The following is a 22,203-nucleotide window of genomic DNA, read 5'->3' on the forward strand; positions in this document are numbered from 1 at the left end:
GCCTACCAGCCCCCGATGACCAGCAGCACCGCGCCGATCAGCACCACGATCTGGCTGCGCCAGTCACGGATGATGAAGACGACCGGGTCGTCATGCATTTCGTCACGGCGCGCCAGGATCCAGACGCGCATGGTGAGGTAAAGCACGATCGGCGGCAGCGGCCAGATCAGCCATGGATGCGGGTAGAGCTCGCGCACCGCGACACTGTCCATGTAGAGCGCCAGCACCAGCGCCGAAGAAAAGGCCGATGCCATGCCGGCCTGGGCGACGATCTCCTGGTCTTCGGTGCGATAGCCACGACCGGCGATGCGCTCACCAGGCGGAATGGCGGTGGTGCGCAGTTCGACAAAGCGCTTCACCAGCGCCAGCGACAGGAAGAAGAAGATCGAGAAGGCGAGCAGCCAGAAAGAGACGTCGACACCGGTCGCGGCGGCACCGGCGAGCACGCGGATGGTGTAGAGGCCGGCAAGCGTCAGCACGTCGACCAGCAGCATGCGCTTGAACGACAGCGAATAAGCCGTGGTGACGACCATGTAGCCGCCGAGGACGGCCAGGAATTCAGGCGCCAGGAACAGCCCGGTGCCGACGCCGACCGTCAGCAGCACCGCGATCGCGCCAAGGCCGAACGGGATCGACAGCGCGCCGCTGGCGAACGGCCTGTTGCGCTTGGTGGCGTGTTTGCGGTCGAGCGCGAGGTCGAAGAAATCGTTGAGGATATAGATAGCCGAGGCCACCGCGCTGAACGAGATGAAGGCCAGTACGCATTGCCAGATCATGTTGGTGTTGAAATACTCGTGCGACAGCACCATCGGCACGGCGATCAGTGAGTTCTTCAGCCACTGATGCACGCGCAACATCTTGATGATGGTCCGCAAGGTCGGCTTGGGCGCCGGCATGGTTTCGGCGCCATTCGCCGCCTGCCAGCGTGCGGCGTGGCGGTCGGGCGCGACGACGATTGCATTGCGCGCGGCATCGAAGACCTGGAGATCGTGGCGGCTGTTGCCGGCATAGTCGAAGCCGCCATCGCCGTAGGCCGCGACCAGCGAGGCGCGCTTCTTGCCCGAGGTAAGATTGTCGAAACCATCGGTCGCCAGCACACGGTCGAAAATGCCGAGATGGGCCGATATGGCGTCGGCGAACTTGCGCGGCGTGCCGGTCGCCAGCACGATCTTGCGTCCCTCGGCATGTTCAGTGCGAAGCCGGTCGAGCAGCGGCGCGCGATAGGGCAGCGACGCGGGATCGATGTCGATGCGCCGCGCGATCGCCTGCTTCAGCCGCGCCGGCCCGCCGGCCGCCCAGAAAGGCACCAGGAAAACATAGAGAGGATTCTTCTTGAGGAGGAGGAACAGGCCTTCCCACAACAGGTCGGTCGCGATCAGCGTGCCGTCGAGATCGACCGCAAGCGGTATTGCGTTCCTGTCCGACCGCGCATCCATGCCCGTCCTGCCTTGCCAGCGTATGATCCGGAAAACCGGAATCCCGTTGCGCGCCGCTTTTCGGCGTCTTGATGCTGGTATAGCGGGGGATGACGTAGCGAACGTTAAAACGCCTGGTTGCAGGCGGCTGCCGCACCGGTATTTCCGGCATCATTGTTAAACAACGGCTACTGGAAACGATAAAAGGCCGGGCAAATACCCGGCCTTTCCAATGATACCGCCAGAATTACTTGATGCGCGCGACGCCGCCGGAAATTTCGACGGTTTCCGAACCGGTCAGGGCTTCGAGGTCACCGTTCGGCAAGGTGACGAAGCAGCCGTTCTGGCAGAATTCAACGGTTTCACCGCCGGCCAGAGCAAGGTCGGTCTTGCTGCCGCCCTCCGTCACGACCAGCGTACGGGTCTCGGCGTCCTTGTTGACCGCGCTGGCGGCATGAGCCGAGCCGCTCACGGCGAGCAAGGCGACGGCAGCGACGAGAGACTTCCACATGGTGCAATATCGGTGTTCCCACCGCCTCTGTTGCATTTCGCAAGGCATTTTCGCCCTTTGCTTGCAAGCTTATATGAGATGGAAGCTGAACCGCAACTGAATGCCGTATTCATGCCGCAATTGGTTTTGGCATTCTCCAATGCCGGTTGCCCGGCACACGCCTGGGCCCTGTTAATTTACCCGACCGGCACAATATGATGCCGAAGGCGGCAACCGCGAAGAAAGACAATGCCCGGTACCGAGACAATGCACCGCAATTGGCTGGAAACGATCGGCGTTGGAGTTGAGACGCGAAGGATTGCCGCTGGACTGACCCATTATGTGCCTGCATCCATCAACCATCGGCTTGGAATCCACGTCGGGGCGCCGGTCAATGCGTCGTGCCACTGCGATGGAAAACATCACCGGCGGGTCCAGTCGGACGGCGACATCGATATTGTACCCGCAGGGCTCGACGGCGACTGGAAAGACGACGCAGATTGCACCATCCTGCGGCTGTGGGTCAGCCCGGCGCTGGTTCGGCGCGCGGCCGAGGATCTCGAGATCGATCCGGACAGGATCGTCGTCCATCCCCAGTTCCAACGTCGCGATCCGAGGATCGAACATATCGCCCATGCGCTGGCGACTGGTCTCAGCCCGGACGTGCCATCCGACCGGCTGTATTTCGAAAGCCTGGCCAAGGCATTGGCGATACAGATCATCCAGGGTGCTGCGTCGAAGTCGGACGTTCCAGCCAGGCAAACGCTTTCCTTCCGCCAGAAGCGCAGGCTGGCCGATTTCATCGAAGCCAACCTCGCTCAGGACCTTTCACTGGACGAGCTGGCGCAGGTGGCTGCCATCAGCGTCTCGCATCTGAAAGTGCTGTTTCGCCGTACGTTCGGCATGCCGCCTCATCAATATGTTATCCATCGGCGGGTTGAGCGCGCCAAGGCGTTGCTGCACCAGGGAAAAATGCCGCTCAGCCAGATCGCGCTGGAAGCAGGGTTCGCGCATCAGAGCCACATGGCTCAAAGCATGAAGCGCATCCTCGGCGCCACGCCTGGCGCACTGATCCGTATGCGCCGATAGCAGGCGATCCGGCATTTTCGCCGTCTGCGGCTTCGAGTCCAATCATCCGTTTTTGTCTTCCGCCGTCCATATCTGGGCGACCTCGGCCCACCAATCCGGCATTCCTGACATCCCATTGGCCAGAATGAAGGATACGGGCATGTTTGTTGTGTTGGGCGCTGCCGGGAAGATCGGACGGGCGACGGTTGGCGCACTTCGTCGACATGGCGTTCCGGTAAGGACCGTGGTGCGAAACCCGTCGCATGCCGACGAATTCCGCGGGCTCGGTTGCGACGCAGAAATCGCCGATCTGCGCGATGCGCCGGCTTTGGCCCGGGCAACAAGGGGCGCGACAGCGGTGCAAGTCATCTGCCCAACTGGCGTCCGCGCCGACAGTGCGGCAGCCGAGATGGAATCCACCATCCGGTCCATCATGGATGCACTCGATCAGACCAGGCCGGAAAGCATCCTGGCGATCTCGGATTATGGGGCCCAGCTTGCCGCCGGCACCGGCATCACGCTGACCTTCCATCATCTGGAATCGCGGTTGAAAAAGATGCCGGCGGCGCTGACGGTGCTGCGCTCGGCCGAGCACATGCAGAACTGGAGCCGCCTGGTTGGCAGGGCAATCGAGACTGGCGTGCTGCCGAGCCTGCATCATCCCCTGTCCAAATCCTTCCCGACCGTCTCGGCCGGCGATGTCGGCCTGATGGCGGCCGATCTGCTTCTTTCGCCGGGCGGCGAAACGTTGCGTGTGGTCCATGCCGAAGGGCCTGATCGTTACAGCGCAAGCGATGTGGCGCGGACACTTGGTGAGATTGCCGGCGGCGAGATTGTCGCTCGCGAATTGCCGAGACAGGACTGGATTCCCGCCCTCGTCGGCGGCGGCATCGGTACGAGCTACGCCGAACTGGTCGCCGCGATGTTCGACGCCCACAATGCCGGCCGCATAGATGTGGAACACGGCGTCGGTGAGATCAGGCGCGGCAAGACCGATCTGCGCACGGCACTGTCGGCGCTGGTCCCAACCGTGAGCAGGCCTCGAGCAAGTCCAGGAAAAGTGTGAACGGTTTTCCGTCGGAGTTGCGTTAAAACAAAGAGTTAGAGCGGTTGGCCGCGTTTCCGGGAAACGGTGAAATGCGCTAGTCGGGATCGGGCTTGCGCAGCTTGCGCCCTGATTTGGCCAGCTTTTTCGCTTCAGCCGCGGCTTCTGCCTTGGCCAGCTCCTGTTCGGCAAAGTCGGCCTCGATCTTGTCGTCGTCGGTAGGCCAGGCCGTGACATGCTTGGGCTCGACGACAGCGCGGGGCGTCGACGGTATCTCGATATGCTGGTCGTCGAATTTTTCGAGAACGGTGAAGCGGATGTCGTTTTGCACCGCGCTGCCGTTCATAATATCGGCCAGGAACACGCGGATCTCGAATTCCAGCGCGGCGGCGCCGAAATTGGAAAACAGCACGAAGGGCTCGGGGTTCTTCAGCACCAGCGGATGGCTGCGCGCGATTTCCAGCAGGATGGCATGCACCTGCCTGACGTCGCTGCCATAGGCGACGCCGACCTTGATCTCGACACGGCCGAGCTTGTTGCGGTGCGTCCAGTTGCCGACGGCGTTGTTAATCAGGTTTGAGTTGGGCAGGATCACCGACTGCCGCTGGAAAGTCTCGATCTCGGTGGCGCGCACGCTGATCTTCCTGACCGTGCCGCTGACGTCGCCGGCGACGATCCAGTCGCCGACCTTGAACGGCCGCTCGGCCAGAAGGATCAGGCCGGAGACGAAATTCGACACCACATTCTGCAAGCCAAAACCGATACCGAGGGAGAGCGCGCCGGCAACCAGTGCCAGGCTGGAGAGGTCGATGCCGGCGGCCGAGATGCCAACGAGCGCCGCCAGCGCGACACCGGCATAGCCGACCGCCAGCCGGATCGAGTTTCGCACCCCGGTATCGACCTTGCCGCGCGCCATGACGGAACCGTCGAGCCAGCCCTGGAACCAGCGCGTCAGGAAATAGCCGATGACGAACACGACGATGCCCGAAAGAATGCCGGTGACCGAAATCGTCACCGACCCGATATTGATCCCAGTCGCCAGCTTGTAGCTCCAAGCCTGGATGTCGCCGGGCTGGAAGCCCCACATCAGCAGGATCAGCGGCAGGAAAACCAGCACGATCAACAAATTGATGGCTACACTGACGACAAGGCCGAGCTGGTCGAGTGCAGTGTCCTCGTAGCTGGAATTGGTCGACAGCCAGCGCCCGACAGTCGTGTTGGCGAACGCCCCCTCCTCGCCGATCGCCTGCGCCGAGAGGAAGCCGATATAGGCGGTGATCAGCGCCGTGCCGGTGACCACGACCTGCAGCGAGACGAACAGCGCAAGGCCGATGAAGCCGAGCAAGGCGGCGGTAATGGTGAACAGGCCAAGCGCCAGTGCCAGGTAGCGCAGCCATGCGGGCCACGGTCGCCAGCTTCCGTCACGTGCCTTGAACGGCCGCAGCATCGCCATGAGGATCAGGATGATGCCGACGACAATGGTGGCGACGAAACTGCGCGCGATGGTCAGCGACAGCGGCGATCCCATCTTGTCGTTGATAATAGACAGGAATGTGTTGGCGCTGATGACCACGGCCATGGCGGTCGCCAGGCGCACCAGCCAGCGCGCCGGCCCGGTTTCGACCGGGATGAGACGCCAGTTCGGCAGCCGCGGAGACAGTGCCGCGTTGGTCAGCCGGTTGACGCAGAACACCACCCCGATGGCGGTCGCCAGTGCATTGAGGAAGAGGCCAATGTCGCCACGCAACACATTGTAATAATTGAAGAAGAAGATGGTCGAGCCGAGAAAGGCGCCGACCGCCAGCGTCGGCAGCAAGGTAGACCAGAAGGCCACCGACAAGCGGCTGAGATAGGACGGGTCTTCGTTGGAAGGGTCTGCCTCGAACACGCGCCCGAACAGGCGCCTGCCGCCGACCAGCAGCACCAGCGCCAGCCCGAGCGCCACGAAGGTTGCCGCCAGAATGGCCTGGAACTTGAACTTGAAAGCGAAGCTCAGCCAGGACGACACCGCCTTGTAGAAATTGGCGTATTCGTCCTGCGCGTCGGAAAACACCTGTGGGCTCAGTGCGTCCGACAGGACGTAGCGCTTGGTCAAAAGGTTGCGGAACAGCTCGCTGCGCATATTGCCGATCTTGTCGATCAGCCCGCTGATACGGATCGACAGGTTCTGCGCGCTGGCGACAACCGCGTTGATCTCGGCCTTTTCCGACTCCAGTGCCTGGCGCTCGCCGGTCACGATGTCGGGTTCCTGCGGCTGGCCGGCGGCCGGCGGCGGGCCCAGCACCTCGATGCGATTGTTGATATCGGTCAGTCGCGGACGGAACGCCAGCGCACTGGTTAATGCCGCGCGCGACAAATCCTCCAGTTGCAGGCGGATATCCACGAGCGAGGAATCGTCGTCACTGTCCTGCTGTATTTTCTTCTCGAGATCGTCGGTCTTGGCCGTCAGGCCCTGGATGACCTTCTGCTGATCGGTGATCAATCCGGCGGAGCCTTGACCAAGCGCCTGAGCCATGGCCTCGAACGAAGGCGGCGCCGAAATAACCAGCGCGAGGATCAGAATGAGGCGGAGCAATCTCAAAAGCATGACGTATTGGCAACTCATGGGCGGCAAAGGCATTCAAAAGCCTGTCCTTGATAAAGACGGCCATATCTTGGGGCAAGCCGTCGCATCCGATCGCGTTCGGATCGCGATCCGAGCGTCGGCCAGTCGAAAGGCAATGGCGCAATATTGGCTTTGCGGATACAGCCTGCTCTATAGTCTGCCGCATCGCCCGAACCGGATGACAATGATGGCAGAGTACTCGGCCTTTTCGCTGCTCGCGAACGCGCTCAAGGGAAACAAGGACTGGAAGCCGGCCTGGCGCAAGCCCGACCCGAAGGCTTCCTATGATGTCATCATCATCGGTGGCGGCGGCCATGGGCTCGCGACCGCCTACTATCTGGCCAAGGAACACGGCATCACCAATGTCGCCGTACTCGAGAAGGGTTGGCTCGGCTCCGGCAATGTCGGCCGCAACACGACGGCCGTGCGCTCGAACTACCTGCTGCCCGCCAACACCCGCTTCTACGAACATTCGATGAAGCTGTGGGAGGGCTTGTCGCACGAGCTCAACTACAACGTCATGTTCTCGCAGCGCGGTTGCCTGAACCTGGCGCACACCCCTGCCCAGTTCGACGACTATGCAAGGCGCGGCAACGCCATGCGACATCTCGGCGTCGACGCCGAACTGATGACGCCTGCCGAAATCAAGCGCCTGATCCCGGCACTCGACATTTCCAGCGATGCACGATTTCCGGTGGTCGGTGGCTTGATGCAGCGACGCGCCGGCACCGCCCGTCACGACGCGGTGGCCTGGGGCTATGCGCGCGGCGCCGACCGGCGCGGCGTCGACATCATCGAGAATTGCGAGGTCACCGGCTTCCTGCGCGATGGCGACCGCATCACCGGCGTCACCACGTCGCGCGGCGATATCAGGGCCAAAAAGGTGGCGGTCGCGGTAGCCGGCAGCACCGGGCGCGTCATGCGGTTGGCCGGCATCGAGACGATGCCGATCGAAAGCCATGTGCTGCAGGCCTTCGTGACGGAATCGCTGAAGCCCTTCATCGACACGGTCGTGACCTTCGGCATGGGTCATTTCTACATGTCGCAGTCCGACAAGGGCGGCCTGGTCTATGGCGGCGATATCGACGGCTACAACAGCTACGCCCAGCGCGGCAACCTGCCCATCGTCGACGAGGTGATGAGCGAGATGCTGGCGCTGTTCCCGGGCCTCGCGCGTGTACGCATGCTGCGCTCCTGGGGTGGCGTATGCGACATGTCGATGGATGGCTCGCCGATCATCACCACGGGCCCCCTGCCCGGCATGTATCTCAACTGCGGCTGGTGCTATGGCGGCTTCAAGGCGACGCCGGCTTCCGGGTGGACCTTCGCCTGGACCATCGCCAAGGATGAGCCGCACGATTTCAACGCGCCGTTCACCCTCGACCGCTTCCACCGCGGCCTCGTCATCGACGACAAGGGCCAGGGTGCGAACCCGCGGCTCCATTAGGAAACATCCTGTGCTCATCACTTGCCCCTATTGCGGCCCGCGCGACGTCATCGAGTTCACCTATCAAGGTGACGGCAACCGCGAGCGCCCCGACCCCGCCTCGCAGAACTTCGAGGCATGGAACGCCTATGTCTATGACCGGCTGAACCCGGCCGGCGACCACAATGAGATCTGGCAGCATTCCGGCGGCTGCCGCGCGCATCTCAGGGTCGTGCGCAACACGCTGACGCATGAGATTTCGAGCGTTGCCTTCGTGCGCGGCGACCATGTCTCGACCGCGCGCCGCAAGGCGGAGGACAAGGCATGAGCCCGCGCCGCACCGACACTGGCGGCCGCGTCGACCGGATGAAGACGATCCGTTTCACCTTCGACGGCGTCGCCTACACCGGCCATGCCGGCGACACGCTGGCGTCCGCGCTGCTGGCCAAGGGCATCACGCTTTTCGGGCGCTCGTTCAAGTACCACCGCCCGCGCGGCCTGCTGACTGCTGGTGTGGAGGAACCCAACGCGCTGGTGACGGTGCTGAAGGGCGAGGTGCGCGAACCCAACATCCCGGCGACCATGGTCGAGATCCACGACGGGCTTGTGGCGATCAGCCAGAACCGCTTCCCGTCGCTGGCCTGGGACGTCAATGCCGTCAACCAGCTCGGCGGCAAGATCCTGTCCGCCGGCTTCTACTACAAGACCTTCATGGGACCGGTGATCGGTCCGCTCAAGGGTACGCGTTTCTGGATGTTCTGCGAGCATTTCATCCGCCGCGCCGCCGGTCTCGGCAGCGCCGGATCAGCGAAGGATCCGGCCCGCTATGAGCGCATGAACGCCTTTTGCGACGTGCTGGTGGTCGGTTCCGGCCCCGCCGGCCTGATGGCCGCCAAGGCCGCCGCCGATCAGGGGGCACGCGTCATGCTGGCCGATCTCGAGCCGCGTTTCGGCGGCTCGACCAACTGGTCCGAGGAAACCATCGATGGCGCGCCGGCCGCCGATTGGGCCCGCCGCACCGTCACTCAGCTCGAAGGCCGCGACAATGTCCGGCTTTTGCCGCGCACCACGGTCTGGGGCTACTACGACAACAACACGCTGGCCGCGCTCGAGCGGGTGAGCGACCACAAGGAACAGCCCGCCAAGGGCGAGCCGCGCCATCGTTATTGGGCAATCCGTGCCAAATCCGTGGTGCTGGCAACCGGTGCTTTCGAACGGCCGCTGGTCTTCCCGGGTAACGACAGGCCGGGCGTGATGCTTGCCCATGCCGCCGAGCGCTACGCCAACGAGTTCGGCGTGCTGCCAGGCGAGAGAATCGCCCTGTTCACCAACAATGACAGCGCCTATCGCGCGGCCATCGCCCTGAAGAAGGCGGGTTCGGCAATCGTCGCCATCGTCGACGTCCGGTCCGAGCTTTCGGCCGAGATGCGCAAGCTGGCCACCGAGGCCGAAGCCGAGATCTTTGCCGGCCACGCCGTCGTCGCCACCGAGGGCGGCAAGGCGCTTTCCGGCTTCAAGGTTCAGCGTTTCGACATGGTCACCGGGGCGCTCACCGGTGATGAGCGAAGCATCCACGCCGACTGCCTGCTGATGTCGGGCGGCTGGTCGCCGACCATCCATCTGGCCAGCCAGGCCGGCGCCAAAGCGGAATGGAATGCCGCCCGGCAGGCTTTCCTGCCACCGACGCCGACACAGAAATGGATCGGGGCCGGCGCTTTCACCGGCAGTTTTTCGACGGCCGAGGCGATCGCCGAAGGCCGCGCCGCCGGTCTTGCCGCCGCGGGTGGAACAGGCACGCCCGCGGCATTGCCGACTGTGGAAGCTGTGGGCGGCGACCCCGATCCGGCGCCCGTCTTCGAGATCAGGGCCAAGGGCAAGAGCTTCGTCGACTTCCAGCATGACGTGACGGCTGAGGATGTACGGCTGGCCCACCGCGAAGGCTTCGTCTCGGTCGAGCACCTGAAGCGCTACACCACGCTTGGCATGGCGACCGACCAGGGCAAGAGCTCCAACATTCCCGGCCTTGCCATCATGGCCGAGGCGCTGGGCAAGCCGATCCCGGAAGTCGGCACGACACGCTTCCGGCCGCCCTTCGCGCCGGTGTCGATCGGCTCGCTCGCGGCCGAGCGCTTCGGCGACCTGAAGCCTGAGCGGCTGACGCCGATGCATGACTGGCACCTCGACAATGGCGCGACCATGTACTCCGCCGGCCTCTGGTACCGGCCGATGATTTACGGGCTTTCAGGCGAAACGGTCGAGCAGGCCTATGTGCGCGAGGCCAGAGCGACGCGCGAAAGCGCCGGCATCGTCGATGTCTCGACACTAGGCAAGATCGCCGTGCAGGGCCCCGACGCCGCCGCCTTCCTCGACCGCGTGTACACCAACATGTTTTCGACGCTCGCCGTTGGCAAGGCGCGCTACGGGCTGATGCTGCGCGAGGACGGCTTTGCCTTCGACGACGGCACCACCTGGCGGCTCGGCGAACAGGATTTCCTGATGACCACCACGACGGCCAATGCCGGCAAGGTGATGCAGCATCTGGAATATTTCCTCGACGTGATCTGGCCGGAGCTGAAAGTCCATGTCACTTCGGTGACCGACGAATGGGCGGGTGCCGCGATCGGCGGACCGAAGGCCAGGCAGATCCTGGCCTCCTGTGTCACCGGCACCGCCGTCGACAATGCGACCCTGCCCTTCATGGGTATCGTGCGCGGCGAGATAGCAGGCGTTCCGGTGATGATTTGTCGACTGTCTTTCTCCGGCGAGATGGCCTTCGAGGTCTATTGTGGTGCCGGCCATGGCACGCATGTCTGGCAAGCGCTGATCGACGCCGGCAAGCCGTTCGGGCTGGTCACCTACGGGCTCGAGGCGCTGGGCACGATGCGCATCGAGAAAGGCCATGTCACCGGCGCCGAGATCGACGGTCGCACCACGGCGCGCGACCTGCATCTCGACTGGATGCTGTCGAAGAAGAAGCCGTTCATCGGCTCGGCCATGATGGACCGCGAAGGCCTGATCGCGTCCGACCGCCTGGAACTGGTCGGCCTGATCGCGCTCGACAACCGGCCGCTCAATGGCGGCGCGCACATTGTCGAGACGTTGGACGAGGCCAATCCACACGGCTCGATCGGCCACATCACCGCCTGCTGCTATTCGCCGGCGCTCGGCAAGCATATCGCACTGGCGCTGGTCGAGGGCGGCAAGGCGCGGCACGGCACGCGTGCCCATGTCTCCGATCCCTTGCGCAACCGCTTCGGGCCGGTCGAGATCGTCTCCAACCATTTCTACGATCCGGAAGGGACCCGCATGCATGGTTGAGCGCCAATCCCCCCTCGAGCCGGAATTCCATGTCGGCTCGCATGGTAATTTCGAACACGGCGTCGAGATCCTCCTGACCGAAACGCGGCCGGGTTCGATCGTGCAGCTCGCCGCCTGGCCTGGGGAGGAGAAGAAGTTGATCGCGGCCATCCGCGCCGTCACCGGGCTTGCGCTGCCCGATGGCGCCGGCGGTGGCCTGAGCGAGGGCACGAAATCTGTGTTCGGCTTCGCACCGGGAAAATTCACCGTGGCCGACGAAGCCGAAGGGTTGGTCGCTTCCTTTGCCAAGGCGGTGACGCCGGCCATCGGCACGGTGACGGACCTGTCGCATGGCCGCACCGCCATCCGCATCGCCGGACCGAAAGCGGAGTGGGTGCTGGCGAAATTCTTCGCCATCGACTTCGCGCTGCCGGCCTTCCCCATCGGCGCGGGCCGCTCGACCACCCATCACGACGTCTTCGCCCAGATCCAGCGCACCGGTGCCGACCAGTTCGACATCTATGTCTTCCGCTCCTTCGCGCGTTCTTTCTGGAAGGCGCTTTGCCATGCCAGCGAGGAGGTCGGCTACGAAGTACAATAGCCGGTGGCGACGTATGGTCGCTCGCCCGTTGCTTCTGGCCTCCCCGTTGCTTCTGGCCTCCCCGTTGCTTCTGGCCTCCCCGTTGCTTCTGGCCTCAATGCCGGCCGGTTCTGTCGCTAGAGAATCCTGCCGCGGGCGCCCATGATGGAGTCACGTGGCCGCCCAAACGGTCCAAGGGGTAGAAAAATCCCGTCTTAAGAGTCGGCGCATTCGTTTGGTTCGAACATCCCCATGACCGCAGAAATATCCGCCGGCGCCACGGATCGCGCCGAGGTGTCGGCCAGAGCCTTGCTTCTGCTGCCGCTGACGGTCGCCTGCGGCGTGTTCATGACCAGCCTCGACCAGAATGTCGTGGTGACGGCGCTGCCCGGCATCGGCGAAAGCCTGGCTCGACCGCCCAGCCAGCTCGGCCTCTTGATCACCGTCTATGTCGCCAGCCTGATCATCTCGATGCCGCTCGGCGGCTGGGCGGCCGACCGTTTCGGCCTGCGCAATGTCTACTGCTTTGCCTTGCTGGTGTTCGCCACCTCCTCGGCGCTCTGCGGCCTGTCGAACGACATCTGGACGCTGGTCGGCGCTCGCGCGCTGCAGGGATTTGGCGGCGCACTGATGGGCACGCTCGGCCAGGTCGTCATCCTGTCGAGCTTTCCGCGCAACCGGACGCTGAAGATCAACATGTATATCTCCGTGGCCAGCCAGACCGGTCCGCTGGTCGGGCCGCTCGTCGGCGGCGCGCTGACCACCTACATTTCCTGGCGCTGGATCTTCTTCATCAATGTGCCGTTCGCGCTGGCGGCGGCAATCCTTGCCGCCTCGCTGTTCCCGACAGTGACCAAGCCGGTGCGCACGCGCTTCGATTTTCCAGGCTTCCTGCTGGTCGGCAGCGGCATGATCCTGCTTGTCTTCGGCATGGACTCGCTTGCCGCCAAGGATGCCGCCGGCGGCATGATTGCCGGTGAACTGGCGCTGGCGGTCGTCATCCTGTCGATTGCCTCGCTTTACTGCCTGCGCGTGGCCAATCCCCTGCTGGACCTCAAGCTGCTGCGCATCCGCACCTTCCGCATCTCCTTCCTCACCGGCGGCGGGCTAGACACGATCGGGCTCAGTTCCGTCGCCTTCCTGCTGCCGCTGATGTTCCAGCTCGGCTTCGGCATGAGCGCGGTGCAGGCGGGATCGCTGACCTTCGTTGCCGCGCTCGGCTCGGTGGTCATGCGTTTCTTCATGCCACGCGTTCTCAACAGGTTCGGGTTTCGCCGCGTACTGGTCTTCAACACGCCTGTTGTGGCAGCGATGGTCGCGGGCTTCGCCTTGATGCAGGCCACGACGCCGGTCTGGATCGTGCTTGGCTACATCTTTGTTTTCGGCGTCTTCCGCTCCATCCAATGGGCCTCGACCGGAAACCTCGCCTATTCCGACATCGCCCCCGAACAGCTTGCCCGCTTCAGCGCCCTCTATTACATCCTCTGGCAGCTGGCGGTGGCCATCAGCGTCGGCCTTTCGGCGGCGATGCTGTCGTTCCTGGCCGGCGGCGGCCCTGCGGTGACCAATGATTTCCGGATCCTGTTCGCGATCGAAGGCGTCATCACGCTCTGCGCTCTGCTCGCCTACCTCAAGCTGACGCCGCAGGACGGCGCCCATGTCAGCGGCCACGGCATGCAGATGAACACGGAATAATGCATGTCGCCCAAAAGTGTGCAGCGGTTTTGGGACAACGACATGCATAAGAGAAAAGTCAACCGCTGGCGCGGCTACTCGCTGAACGTCACCCACTCTTCCAGCGGCACACGGTCGGTACGAAAGGCGTTTTCGGGCTTGGACGTGTCTTCATGGCCAAGCGCCATGCCGCAGACGACGATCTCCTCGTCGGGAATGTTGAGCACCGGGCGGATCTGCCTGTGATAGGGCGCGAATGCGGCTTGCGGGCACGTGTGCAGGCCCCTGCCCCGCGCCGCGACCATGATGTTCTGCAGGAACATGCCGTAGTCGATCCACGAGCCCTGGTTGAGCCGGCGATCGATGGTGAAGATCATGCCGACCGGAGCGTCGAAGAAAACGAAGTTGCGGTCATGCTGGGCGCGCATCTTGTCCACCTCCCGGCGGCCGATCCCGAGCGCACCGTAGAGGCCGAAACCGTTCGCACGGCGGCGGGTAAGATACGGCTCGAAGAACTGGGTGGGATAGTAGCGATACTCGTCCCAGTCGGCCTTTTCGGCTCGGATACCGGAATTCAGGATGGCATCGGAGATCTGTTGCTTGGTCTCGCCCTTGGTGACGTAGACCCGCCACGGCTGCATGTTGGTGCCGGACGGCGCGCGCGCCGCGACCGCCAGAATGTCCCGGATGGTGTCGTCGTCGATCATGTCGGGCAGGAATGCGCGCACAGAACGGCGCGACATGATCGCCTCGTCGACGATCTCGGCATCACCCGCGATTCGAGCCTTCTTTTCCAGCATGGGCCGTCCCTTAGCCTTTTTGTCGATCGGACGTCCCCACTCGCCGCTCGCGGCGGAGCCTTTGCATGAACCGCCAAAATCCTGCAAGCAAATCTTGAGCATTGGTGAAAATCCACTTGATTTTTTCATAAGCTTGATTTCTCATGAAATTCTGAATGAAATTTTCACGAAGAGAGCGTTTTGCCCTCCACCACCGCACGAACATTGCAGGGACCCGACGAACGCGTTCTGGCCGGCGATATCAGGGCGCTGCGTCGCGCGCGCGGGCTGACCCTGGCGGAGATCGCGCTGAAACTTGGCCGCTCGGTCGGCTGGGTCAGCCAGGTCGAGCGCGGCCTGTCGACGCCGTCGCTGAGCGATCTCAGGGCCTTCGCTGAGCTGTTCGGCGTGCCGATCAGCCTGTTCTTCAGCCACGACGTGCCTGTCGAGAGCGAACGCGGCGTGGTGGTGCGCGCCGGCCGGCGCCGCACGCTTGGCACCAGCGAGACCGGCCTGGTGGAAGAACTCCTATCGCCCGATCTCGGTGGCAGCTTCGAGATGGTGCGCTCGATCTTCGCGGCAGGCGCGGAGATGAAGACCGAGCAACTGCGGCCGACCGAGGAAGCCGGCTATATCGCCTCGGGTATTTTCGAAATCGAGATAGCGGGCGTCTGGCACCGGCTCGGCGAAGGCGATTCCTTCCGCTTCGAAGGCAAGCCCTATCGCTGGCGCAATCCAGGCACCGAGCCCGCAGTGATCATCTGGGTGGTTTCGCCACCCGTATACTAAGTTCAGTTTGGGAGAAGAAACATGGCGGGTTTGCCGAGCACGGCGCGCGTGGTGATCATCGGAGGTGGTGTTGTCGGCACCTCCTCGCTCTATCATCTCGCCAAGGCGGGTTGGACCGACTGCGTGCTTCTGGAGAAGAACGAACTGACCTCGGGCTCCACCTGGCATGCCGCCGGCAATGTGCCGACCTTCTCCTCGTCCTGGTCGCTGATGAACATGCAGCGCTATTCGACCGAGCTTTACCGGGGCCTGGCCGACGCTGTCGACTATCCCATGAACTATCACGTCACCGGTTCTCTGCGTCTCGCCCATTCGAAAGAGCGCATGCAGGAGTTCCAGCGCGCCAAGGGCATGGGCCGCTACCAGGGCATGGACATCGACGTGGTCGGTGTCGACGAGATCAAGCGCCGTTACCCCTTCATCGAGACGCACGATCTGGAAGGCGCGCTCTACGACCCGAGCGACGGCGACATCGACCCGGCGCAGTTGACCCAAGCGTTGGCCAAGGGCTCGCGCGACATGGGCGCCAAGATCATCCGCTTCTGCCCCGTCACCGGCGTGCGCCGCGAGAAGGATGAATGGGTGGTCGCCACGCCGCAAGGCGAGATCCGCTGCGAGATCGTCGTCAATGCCGCCGGCTATCGCGCCGCTGAAGTGGGCCGGATGTTCGGCCGCGAGGTGCCGATGATGGTGATGAGCCACCAATACATCCTGTTCGAGGAAATCCCCGAACTCGCCGCATGGTCGAAGGAACAGGGCAAGAAGCTGCCGCTGCTGCGCGATGTCGACACTTCCTATTATCTGCGTCAGGAAAAGGCCGGCATGAATCTCGGCCCCTATGAGCGCAATTGCCGCGCGCATTGGGCCACCCCTGGCGATCCCATGCCGGAGGATTTTTCCTTCCAGCTCTTCCCCGACGATCTCGACCGGCTGGAACACTATCTGGCCGATGCCGTCGCGCGCGTGCCGATCCTGGGCACCGCCGGCCTGTCCAAGGTTATCAACGGACCTATCCCCTATGCACCGGACGGCAATCCGCTGATCGGGCCGATGCCCGGCGTGCCCAATGCCTTCGAGGCTTGCGTCTTCACCTTCGGCATCGCCCAGGGCGGTGGCGCCGGCAAGGTGCTGGCCGAATGGGTCACGCAAGGCCAGACGGAATGGGACATGTGGTCCTGCGATCCGCGTCGCTTCACCTCTTTCGCCGCCGCACCCGACTACTGCGTCGCCAAGGGCCTGGAAATCTACGGCAATGAATATGCCATCCAGTTCCCGCGCCATGCCTGGCCGGAAGGGCGTGACAGGAAACTGTCGCCGATCCACGACCGCATCAAGGCGTTCGGCGGTCGTTTCGACGCCTATAATGGCTGGGAGCGCGCCACCTGGTACGCGAAGGACGGCGACGACATCTCCGAGGAAGCCACGCTGACCTTCCGTCGCGACGGGCCCTGGCAGCATCGCGTGCGCGAGGAATGCCTGGCGGTGCGCGACGCCGCCGGCATCCTCGACCTGCCGGGCTTCTCACGCTTCAACCTCGAAGGTCCGGGCGCCGCCGAATGGCTGAGCCTGCAGGTCACCGGACTGGTGCCGAAGCCCGGCCGCATCGGCCTCGTCTACTTCGCCGACGACAAGGGCCGCATCGTCACAGAAATGTCCGTCGTGCGCCACGACGAGAATGTGATGACGCTGATCACCGCCGCGGTCGCGCAATGGCATGATTTCGAGTGGTTGAAATCGCGCATGCCCAAGGACTTGCCATTCAAGCTGATCGACCGGACCGAGGAATTCTCCACTCAAATCCTGGCCGGCCCCAATTCGCGAAAAATCCTCGCCGAAGTCTGCGACGCCGACCTTACGCTGCCGTGGCTGACGCATCAGGAAACGAAGATCGCCGGCCGCTGGGCCAAGCTCGTGCGTGTTTCCTTCGCCGGGGAACTCGGCTGGGAAATCCACACCAGGGTCGACGACACAGCCGCCATCTTCGATGCCGTTTGTGCGGCAGGACAACAGCATGGCCTGAAGCCGTTCGGCATGTATGCGCTGGATTCACTGCGGCTCGAAAAGGGCTACCGCACCTGGAAAGGCGATCTCTCGACCGACTATTCCATCCTGCAGGGCGGGCTTGAGCGCTTCGTCAAATGGGAAAAGCCCGACTTCCGTGGCAAAGCCGCGCTGCAGAACGAGAAGCAGCAAGGCGTGAAGAAGCGCTTCGTCACGCTGGTCGTTGAAAACCCCGGCGATTGCGACGCACCCTACATGTCGACGCTGTGGCATAACGGCCAGATCGTCGGCGAGACCACGTCAGGCGGCTGGGGCCATCGCATCGACAAGTCCATCGCGCTCGGCATGCTGCGCGTGGATTTGACCGAGCCCGGCACATCGGTCGAGGTCGAAATCTTCGGCGACCGTTTCAAGGCGGTCGTGCAGAAGGATGAACCGCTCTGGGATCCCAGGAACGAGAGGCTGCGCGCATGAAGGCGGTCATCCTCACAGACGGCGGCATGGGCCAGGAGCTGGTCCGGCGCAGCAAATCCGAGCCGACGCCGCTGTGGTCGGCCAGGGTGCTGATCGACGAACCCGATCTGGTGCGCGACCTGCACGCCGAATTCATCCGCGCCGGCGCCCGCGTCATCACCATCAACACCTATTCGGCGACACCCGAACGCCTGGCGCGCGAGGGTGCCGAGGACCTGTTCAAGCCGCTGCAGAAGCGTGGCATCGAGCTTGCTAGGCAAGCCCGCGACGAGGCCGGCGACACAGCGATCGCCGGCTGCCTGTCGCCGCTTTTCGGCAGCTACGCACCGGCGCTGACCATTTCCTACCAGGAGACGCTCGACATCTACCGCCGCATCGTTGCCGAGCAGGCGGATGGCGTCGATCTCTTCCTCTGCGAGACCATGGCCTCGGCCGATGAGGCGCGCGCGGCCGTCACCGCGGCCGCTGAGAGCGGCAAGCCGATCTGGGTGTCGTGGACGCTCGCCGATCACGGCGCGCCGCGGCTGCGCAGCGGCGAAACAATCACCGCCGCGGCCAGCGCGCTTGATGGCTTGCCGATAGCGGCGCGGCTGCTCAATTGCTGCCGGCCGGAAGCGATCGCCGCCGCCTTGCCTGAGCTGATCGATCTTGGCGGCCCGGTCGGCGCCTATGCCAATGGCTTCACCTCCACGGATGCGCTCAAGCACGGCGGCACCGTCGATGTGCTGCATGCCCGCCACGACCTCGGCCCGGACGCCTATGCCGAGCAGGCGATCGGCTGGGTGGAGGCAGGTGCTGACATCGTCGGCGGCTGCTGCGAAGTCGGACCGCCGCACATTGCCGCGCTACACGATCGTCTGCAGCAGGATGGTTACGAAATTTCGGGAGTTTTGCATGCCTAGACCATCGTCGCGCATTTCCGGCATTGTCCCGTCGGGCAAGGATGGCTGGGAAGTCCATTCCGCCGCCTGGGCCCGCAAGGAAGCGGGCGAGGACATCATCATGTTGTCGGTCGGCGACCATGATTTCGACACGCCTTCCCAAACGATCGAGGCTTGCGTCGCCGCGGTCCGCGGCAGCAATCACCACTACACGCCGCTGCCCGGCCTGCCGCGCCTGCGCCAGGCGATGGCGGCAGCCTCCAGCGCCTGCACCGGCGTCGAGACGACGCCGGATCAGGTGATTGCCACGCCGGGCGGCCAGGCGGCCCTTTACGCGTCCGTGCAGGCCGTGCTCGACCAGGGCGACCACGCCATCGTCGTTGCTCCCTACTACGCCACCTACCCCAACACGTTCAGCGCCGCCGGTGCCAGTTTCACCGTCGTCGAGACGCCGGCCGAGGATGGTTTCCAGCCGCACGCCGACATGATCCGCGCGGCACTCAAGCCCAACACGCGTGCCATCCTGATCAACACGCCGAACAACCCCACCGGTGCGGTCTATTCGCGAGAGCGGCTCGAACAGCTGGCCGAAATCTGCAGGGAGCACGACCTCTGGCTGCTGTCGGACGAGGTCTACTGGACGCTGGGCGGCGGCGAGCACATCTCGCCGCGCTCATTGCCCGGCATGGCCGAACGCACGCTGGTCATCAATTCCATGTCCAAGAGCCATGGCATGACCGGCTGGCGCATGGGCTGGCTGACCGGTCCTGAAGCGATGATCACACTGCTCATCAATCTCAATCTGGTGACGACCTACGGCCTCCCGGCCTTCATTTCGGTCGCTTGCGCCGAGGCGCTGGAGAACCATTACGGCGTAAAGGACATCGCCGAGCGCTACGCGGCGCGCCGTACCGTCCTCCTCGATGCCGTGCGCGGCATGAACGACGTCAGCGTGCGCGGCTCCGAAGGCGGCATGTACGTCATGCTCGACATATCCGCGGTCGAACCTGACGACGAGAAATTCGCCTTCGCCTTCCTCGACAAGGAGAAGGTCGGCGTGATGCCGGGTTCCAGCTTCGGCGAAGCCGCTGCCGGCCACATCCGCATCAGCCTCTGCCAGCCGGAGCCCGTGCTGCAAGAAGCAGCGGCCCGGCTACGCCGTTTTGCTTCCACTTATCGCCGCGAGGCCGCATGACCAAGACCATTCCCACCAAGGCCCGCGCGGTGATCATCGGCGGCGGCGTTTCCGGCTGTTCGGTCGCCTATCACCTGGCCAAGCTCGGCTGGACCGACATCGTGCTTCTGGAGCGCAAGCAGCTGACCTCGGGCACGACATGGCACGCCGCCGGCCTGATCGGCCAGTTGCGCGGTTCGCAGAACATGACGCGGCTGGCGAAATATTCGGCCGACCTCTACGTCAAGCTGGAAGCCGAGACTGAAGTCGGCACCGGCATGCGCCAGGTCGGCTCGATCACCGTGGCGCTGACCGAGGAGCGCAAGCACGAGATCTACCGGCAGGCGTCTCTCGCCCGTGCCTTCGATGTCGATGTGCGCGAGATTTCCCCCAACGAGGTCAAAGAGATGTACCCGCATCTCAACGTGTCCGACGTCGTCGGCGCCGTGCACCTGCCGCTCGACGGCCAGTGCGACCCCGCCAACATCGCCATGGCGCTGGCCAAGGGCGCGCGCCAGCGCGGCGCCACCATCGCCGAGAATGTGAAGGTCACCAAGGTCCACACCAAGGCCGGCCGCGTCACCGGCGTGTCGTGGGCGCAAGGTGAGGACCAAGGCACCATCGAGGCTGACATCGTCGTCAACTGCGCCGGCATGTGGGCCCGAGAACTCGGGCGTCAGAACGGCATCACCATCCCGCTGCACGCCTGTGAGCATTTCTATCTCGTCACCGAGCCGATCCCAGGCCTCTCCCGCCTGCCGGTGCTGCGCGTCCCCGATGAGTGCGCTTACTACAAGGAAGATGCCGGCAAGATGATGCTCGGCGCCTTCGAGCCGGTGGCCAAGCCATGGGGCATGGACGGCATCCGCGAGGATTTCTGCTTCGACCAGTTGCCCGAGGACATGGACCATTTCGAGCCGATCCTCGAAATGGGCGTCAACCGCATGCCGATGCTGGCGACCGCCGGCATCCACACCTTCTTCAACGGCCCCGAGAGTTTTACCCCGGACGACCGCTATTATCTCGGCGAGGCGCCGGAACTGCGGGGCTACTGGATGGCGACCGGCTACAATTCGATCGGCATCGTCTCTTCCGGCGGCGCCGGCATGGCGCTGGCGCAGTGGATCAACGATGGCGAAGCACCCTTCGACCTGTGGGAAGTCGACATCCGCCGCGCCCAGCCCTTCCAGAAGAACCGCCGCTACCTCAAGGAGCGCGTCTCAGAAACACTCGGCCTGCTCTATGCCGACCATTTCCCCTACCGGCAGATGGCGACATCGCGAAATGTCAGGCGCTCGCCCCTGCATGAGCATCTGAAAGCGCGGGGTGCCGTGTTCGGCGAAGTCGCCGGCTGGGAGCGCGCCAACTGGTTCGCCCGCGAAGGCCAGGAGCGCGAATACCGCTATTCCTGGAAGCGGCAGAACTGGTTCGACAACCAGCGCGACGAGCATCTGGCGGTCCGCAACAAGGTCGGGCTGTTCGACATGACCTCGTTCGGCAAGATCCGTGTCGAGGGCCGCGATGCCTGTGCCTTCCTGCAAAAACTGTGCGCCAACGACATGGACGTGGCGCCGGGCAAGATCGTCTACACGCAAATGCTCAACCAGCGCGGCGGCATAGAGAGCGATCTCACCGTGTCCAGGCTCTCGGAAACGGCCTATTTCCTCGTCGTGCCGGGTGCCACGCTGCAGCGCGATCTGGCCTGGTTGCGCAAACACCAGGCCGACGAGTTCGTCGTCATCACGGATGTGACCGCTGCAGAAAGCGTGCTCTGCCTGATGGGCCCGGATGCGCGAAAGCTGATCCAGAAAGTCAGCCCCAACGATTTCTCCAACGAGAACAATCCGTTCGGCACGTTCCAGGAGATCGAGATCGGCATGGGCCTCGCCCGCGCCCACCGCGTCACCTATGTCGGCGAACTCGGCTGGGAACTCTATGTCTCGACCGACCAGGCGGCCCATGTCTTCGAGGCAATCGACGCGGTCGGCGCCGATGTCGGCCTGAAGCTCTGCGGCCTGCATACGCTGGATTCCTGCCGCATCGAAAAAGCCTTCCGGCATTTCGGCCACGACATCACCGACGAGGACAATGTGCTGGAAGCAGGTCTCGGCTTCGCGGTGAAGACGGCCAAGGGCGAGTTCATCGGCCGCGATGCCGTCCTGAAGAAGAAGGAGGCCGGATTGAACCGCCGGCTCGTGCAGTTCCGCCTGAAGGACCCGCAACCCCTGCTCTTCCACAACGAAGCGATCCTGCGCGACGGCAAGATCGTCGGCCCGATCACGTCAGGCAATTACGGCCATCATCTCGGTGGCGCCATCGGGCTGGGCTATGTGCCCTGCCCAGGCGAGAGCGAGGCGGATGTGCTGGCCTCGACCTACGAGATCGAGATCGCCGGCGAGCGGTTTGCGGCCGAAGCGTCGCTGAAGCCGATGTATGACCCGAAGGCGGAACGGGTGAAGATGTGATCTCTTCCTTCGCCCCCTAAACGGGGCGAAGGAAGCTGCT

General features: G+C 63.8%; 16 protein-coding genes. 12 read left to right on the forward strand and 4 right to left on the reverse strand.

The window, feature by feature from the left end:
* Window positions 1–2: 2 nt before the first annotated feature.
* Both AC1VON_RS24435 and AC1VON_RS24440 read right to left on the reverse strand, forming a co-directional pair.
* Window positions 3–1,436 (reverse strand): UbiA family prenyltransferase, encoded by a 1,434-nt coding sequence (locus tag AC1VON_RS24435; RefSeq protein WP_483125141.1) that lies wholly within the window; start codon window positions 1,434–1,436, stop codon window positions 3–5.
* A gap of 226 nt (window positions 1,437–1,662) precedes the next feature.
* Window positions 1,663–1,926 (reverse strand): hypothetical protein, encoded by a 264-nt coding sequence (locus tag AC1VON_RS24440; RefSeq protein ID WP_032930670.1) that lies wholly within the window; start codon window positions 1,924–1,926, stop codon window positions 1,663–1,665.
* 228 nt (window positions 1,927–2,154) lie between these two features.
* Between AC1VON_RS24440 and AC1VON_RS24445 the strand changes: the two genes are divergently transcribed.
* Both AC1VON_RS24445 and AC1VON_RS24450 read left to right on the forward strand, forming a co-directional pair.
* Window positions 2,155–2,994, forward strand: a complete 840-nt coding sequence (locus AC1VON_RS24445) for an AraC family transcriptional regulator (protein WP_246740673.1) — start codon at window positions 2,155–2,157, stop codon at window positions 2,992–2,994.
* Window positions 2,995–3,118: 124 nt separating this feature from the next.
* Window positions 3,119–4,039 carry an NAD(P)H-binding protein gene (locus tag AC1VON_RS24450; protein ID WP_172352950.1) on the forward strand — a complete coding sequence of 307 codons (921 nt, stop codon included), beginning with the start codon at window positions 3,119–3,121 and terminating at the stop codon, window positions 4,037–4,039.
* 76 nt (window positions 4,040–4,115) lie between these two features.
* On the opposite strand, the gene AC1VON_RS24455 is transcribed toward AC1VON_RS24450, so the two are convergent.
* Window positions 4,116–6,605: a mechanosensitive ion channel family protein gene (locus AC1VON_RS24455; protein WP_483126373.1), complete on the reverse strand. Its 2,490-nt coding sequence runs from the start codon at window positions 6,603–6,605 to the stop codon at window positions 4,116–4,118.
* Between the two features lie 205 nt (window positions 6,606–6,810).
* Here AC1VON_RS24455 and AC1VON_RS24460 point away from each other — a divergent pair, with 205 nt between their 5' ends.
* The 5 genes from AC1VON_RS24460 to AC1VON_RS24480 all read left to right on the forward strand — a co-directional run bounded on the left by AC1VON_RS24460 (window position 6,811) and on the right by AC1VON_RS24480 (window position 13,621).
* Window positions 6,811–8,070: a sarcosine oxidase subunit beta gene (locus tag AC1VON_RS24460; protein WP_172350051.1), complete on the forward strand. Its 1,260-nt coding sequence runs from the start codon at window positions 6,811–6,813 to the stop codon at window positions 8,068–8,070.
* Between the two features lie 10 nt (window positions 8,071–8,080).
* A complete protein-coding gene (locus tag AC1VON_RS24465) occupies window positions 8,081–8,377 on the forward strand; it encodes a sarcosine oxidase subunit delta (RefSeq protein WP_056572614.1) in 297 nt (98 codons plus the stop codon).
* Window positions 8,374–11,367: a sarcosine oxidase subunit alpha gene (locus tag AC1VON_RS24470; protein ID WP_483125142.1), complete on the forward strand. Its 2,994-nt coding sequence runs from the start codon at window positions 8,374–8,376 to the stop codon at window positions 11,365–11,367. The genes AC1VON_RS24465 and AC1VON_RS24470 overlap by 4 nt, the downstream gene beginning before the upstream one ends.
* Window positions 11,360–11,947: a sarcosine oxidase subunit gamma gene (locus tag AC1VON_RS24475; RefSeq protein ID WP_172350049.1), complete on the forward strand. Its 588-nt coding sequence runs from the start codon at window positions 11,360–11,362 to the stop codon at window positions 11,945–11,947. Before AC1VON_RS24470 ends, AC1VON_RS24475 begins: the two co-directional genes overlap by 8 nt.
* Window positions 11,948–12,178: 231 nt before the next feature.
* The gene (locus AC1VON_RS24480; protein WP_172350048.1) at window positions 12,179–13,621 is read left to right on the forward strand and encodes an MFS transporter; all 1,443 of its coding nucleotides are present in this window, start codon (window positions 12,179–12,181) and stop codon (window positions 13,619–13,621) included.
* A gap of 74 nt (window positions 13,622–13,695) precedes the next feature.
* On the opposite strand, the gene AC1VON_RS24485 is transcribed toward AC1VON_RS24480, so the two are convergent.
* Window positions 13,696–14,400: a nitroreductase gene (locus tag AC1VON_RS24485; RefSeq protein WP_483125143.1), complete on the reverse strand. Its 705-nt coding sequence runs from the start codon at window positions 14,398–14,400 to the stop codon at window positions 13,696–13,698.
* Between the two features lie 180 nt (window positions 14,401–14,580).
* Here AC1VON_RS24485 and AC1VON_RS24490 point away from each other — a divergent pair, with 180 nt between their 5' ends.
* From AC1VON_RS24490 to AC1VON_RS24510, 5 genes are read left to right on the forward strand one after another with little or no spacing between them, the layout of a single operon-like run.
* Window positions 14,581–15,168 carry a helix-turn-helix domain-containing protein gene (locus AC1VON_RS24490; protein ID WP_244494098.1) on the forward strand — a complete coding sequence of 196 codons (588 nt, stop codon included), beginning with the start codon at window positions 14,581–14,583 and terminating at the stop codon, window positions 15,166–15,168.
* Between the two features lie 21 nt (window positions 15,169–15,189).
* Window positions 15,190–17,643 (forward strand): GcvT family protein, encoded by a 2,454-nt coding sequence (locus AC1VON_RS24495; protein ID WP_483125144.1) that lies wholly within the window; start codon window positions 15,190–15,192, stop codon window positions 17,641–17,643.
* Window positions 17,640–18,545, forward strand: a complete 906-nt coding sequence (locus tag AC1VON_RS24500; protein ID WP_483125145.1) for a homocysteine S-methyltransferase family protein — start codon at window positions 17,640–17,642, stop codon at window positions 18,543–18,545. Before AC1VON_RS24495 ends, AC1VON_RS24500 begins: the two co-directional genes overlap by 4 nt.
* On the forward strand, window positions 18,538–19,719 hold the full coding sequence (locus tag AC1VON_RS24505; protein ID WP_172350045.1) for a pyridoxal phosphate-dependent aminotransferase: 1,182 nt from the start codon (window positions 18,538–18,540) through the stop codon (window positions 19,717–19,719). Before AC1VON_RS24500 ends, AC1VON_RS24505 begins: the two co-directional genes overlap by 8 nt.
* Complete coding sequence (locus tag AC1VON_RS24510) at window positions 19,716–22,163, forward strand: GcvT family protein (protein ID WP_483125146.1); 2,448 nt, start codon at window positions 19,716–19,718, stop codon at window positions 22,161–22,163. Before AC1VON_RS24505 ends, AC1VON_RS24510 begins: the two co-directional genes overlap by 4 nt.
* Window positions 22,164–22,203 lie beyond the last annotated feature (40 nt).

This window comes from Mesorhizobium sp. HAY1-8B, from assembly GCF_056868045.1.

Coding starts and splice junctions, on each gene's coding strand:
- AC1VON_RS24435 (WP_483125141.1), bottom strand. CDS start 1,436: ATGGATGCGCGGTCGGACAGGAACGCAATACCGCTTGCGGTCGATCTC.
- AC1VON_RS24440 (WP_032930670.1), bottom strand. CDS start 1,926: ATGTGGAAGTCTCTCGTCGCTGCCGTCGCCTTGCTCGCCGTGAGCGGC.
- AC1VON_RS24445 (WP_246740673.1), top strand. CDS start 2,155: ATGCCCGGTACCGAGACAATGCACCGCAATTGGCTGGAAACGATCGGC.
- AC1VON_RS24450 (WP_172352950.1), top strand. CDS start 3,119: ATGAAGGATACGGGCATGTTTGTTGTGTTGGGCGCTGCCGGGAAGATC.
- AC1VON_RS24455 (WP_483126373.1), bottom strand. CDS start 6,605: ATGCTTTTGAGATTGCTCCGCCTCATTCTGATCCTCGCGCTGGTTATT.
- AC1VON_RS24460 (WP_172350051.1), top strand. CDS start 6,811: ATGGCAGAGTACTCGGCCTTTTCGCTGCTCGCGAACGCGCTCAAGGGA.
- AC1VON_RS24470 (WP_483125142.1), top strand. CDS start 8,374: ATGAGCCCGCGCCGCACCGACACTGGCGGCCGCGTCGACCGGATGAAG.
- AC1VON_RS24475 (WP_172350049.1), top strand. CDS start 11,360: ATGGTTGAGCGCCAATCCCCCCTCGAGCCGGAATTCCATGTCGGCTCG.
- AC1VON_RS24480 (WP_172350048.1), top strand. CDS start 12,179: ATGACCGCAGAAATATCCGCCGGCGCCACGGATCGCGCCGAGGTGTCG.
- AC1VON_RS24485 (WP_483125143.1), bottom strand. CDS start 14,400: ATGCTGGAAAAGAAGGCTCGAATCGCGGGTGATGCCGAGATCGTCGAC.
- AC1VON_RS24495 (WP_483125144.1), top strand. CDS start 15,190: ATGGCGGGTTTGCCGAGCACGGCGCGCGTGGTGATCATCGGAGGTGGT.
- AC1VON_RS24500 (WP_483125145.1), top strand. CDS start 17,640: ATGAAGGCGGTCATCCTCACAGACGGCGGCATGGGCCAGGAGCTGGTC.
- AC1VON_RS24505 (WP_172350045.1), top strand. CDS start 18,538: ATGCCTAGACCATCGTCGCGCATTTCCGGCATTGTCCCGTCGGGCAAG.
- AC1VON_RS24510 (WP_483125146.1), top strand. CDS start 19,716: ATGACCAAGACCATTCCCACCAAGGCCCGCGCGGTGATCATCGGCGGC.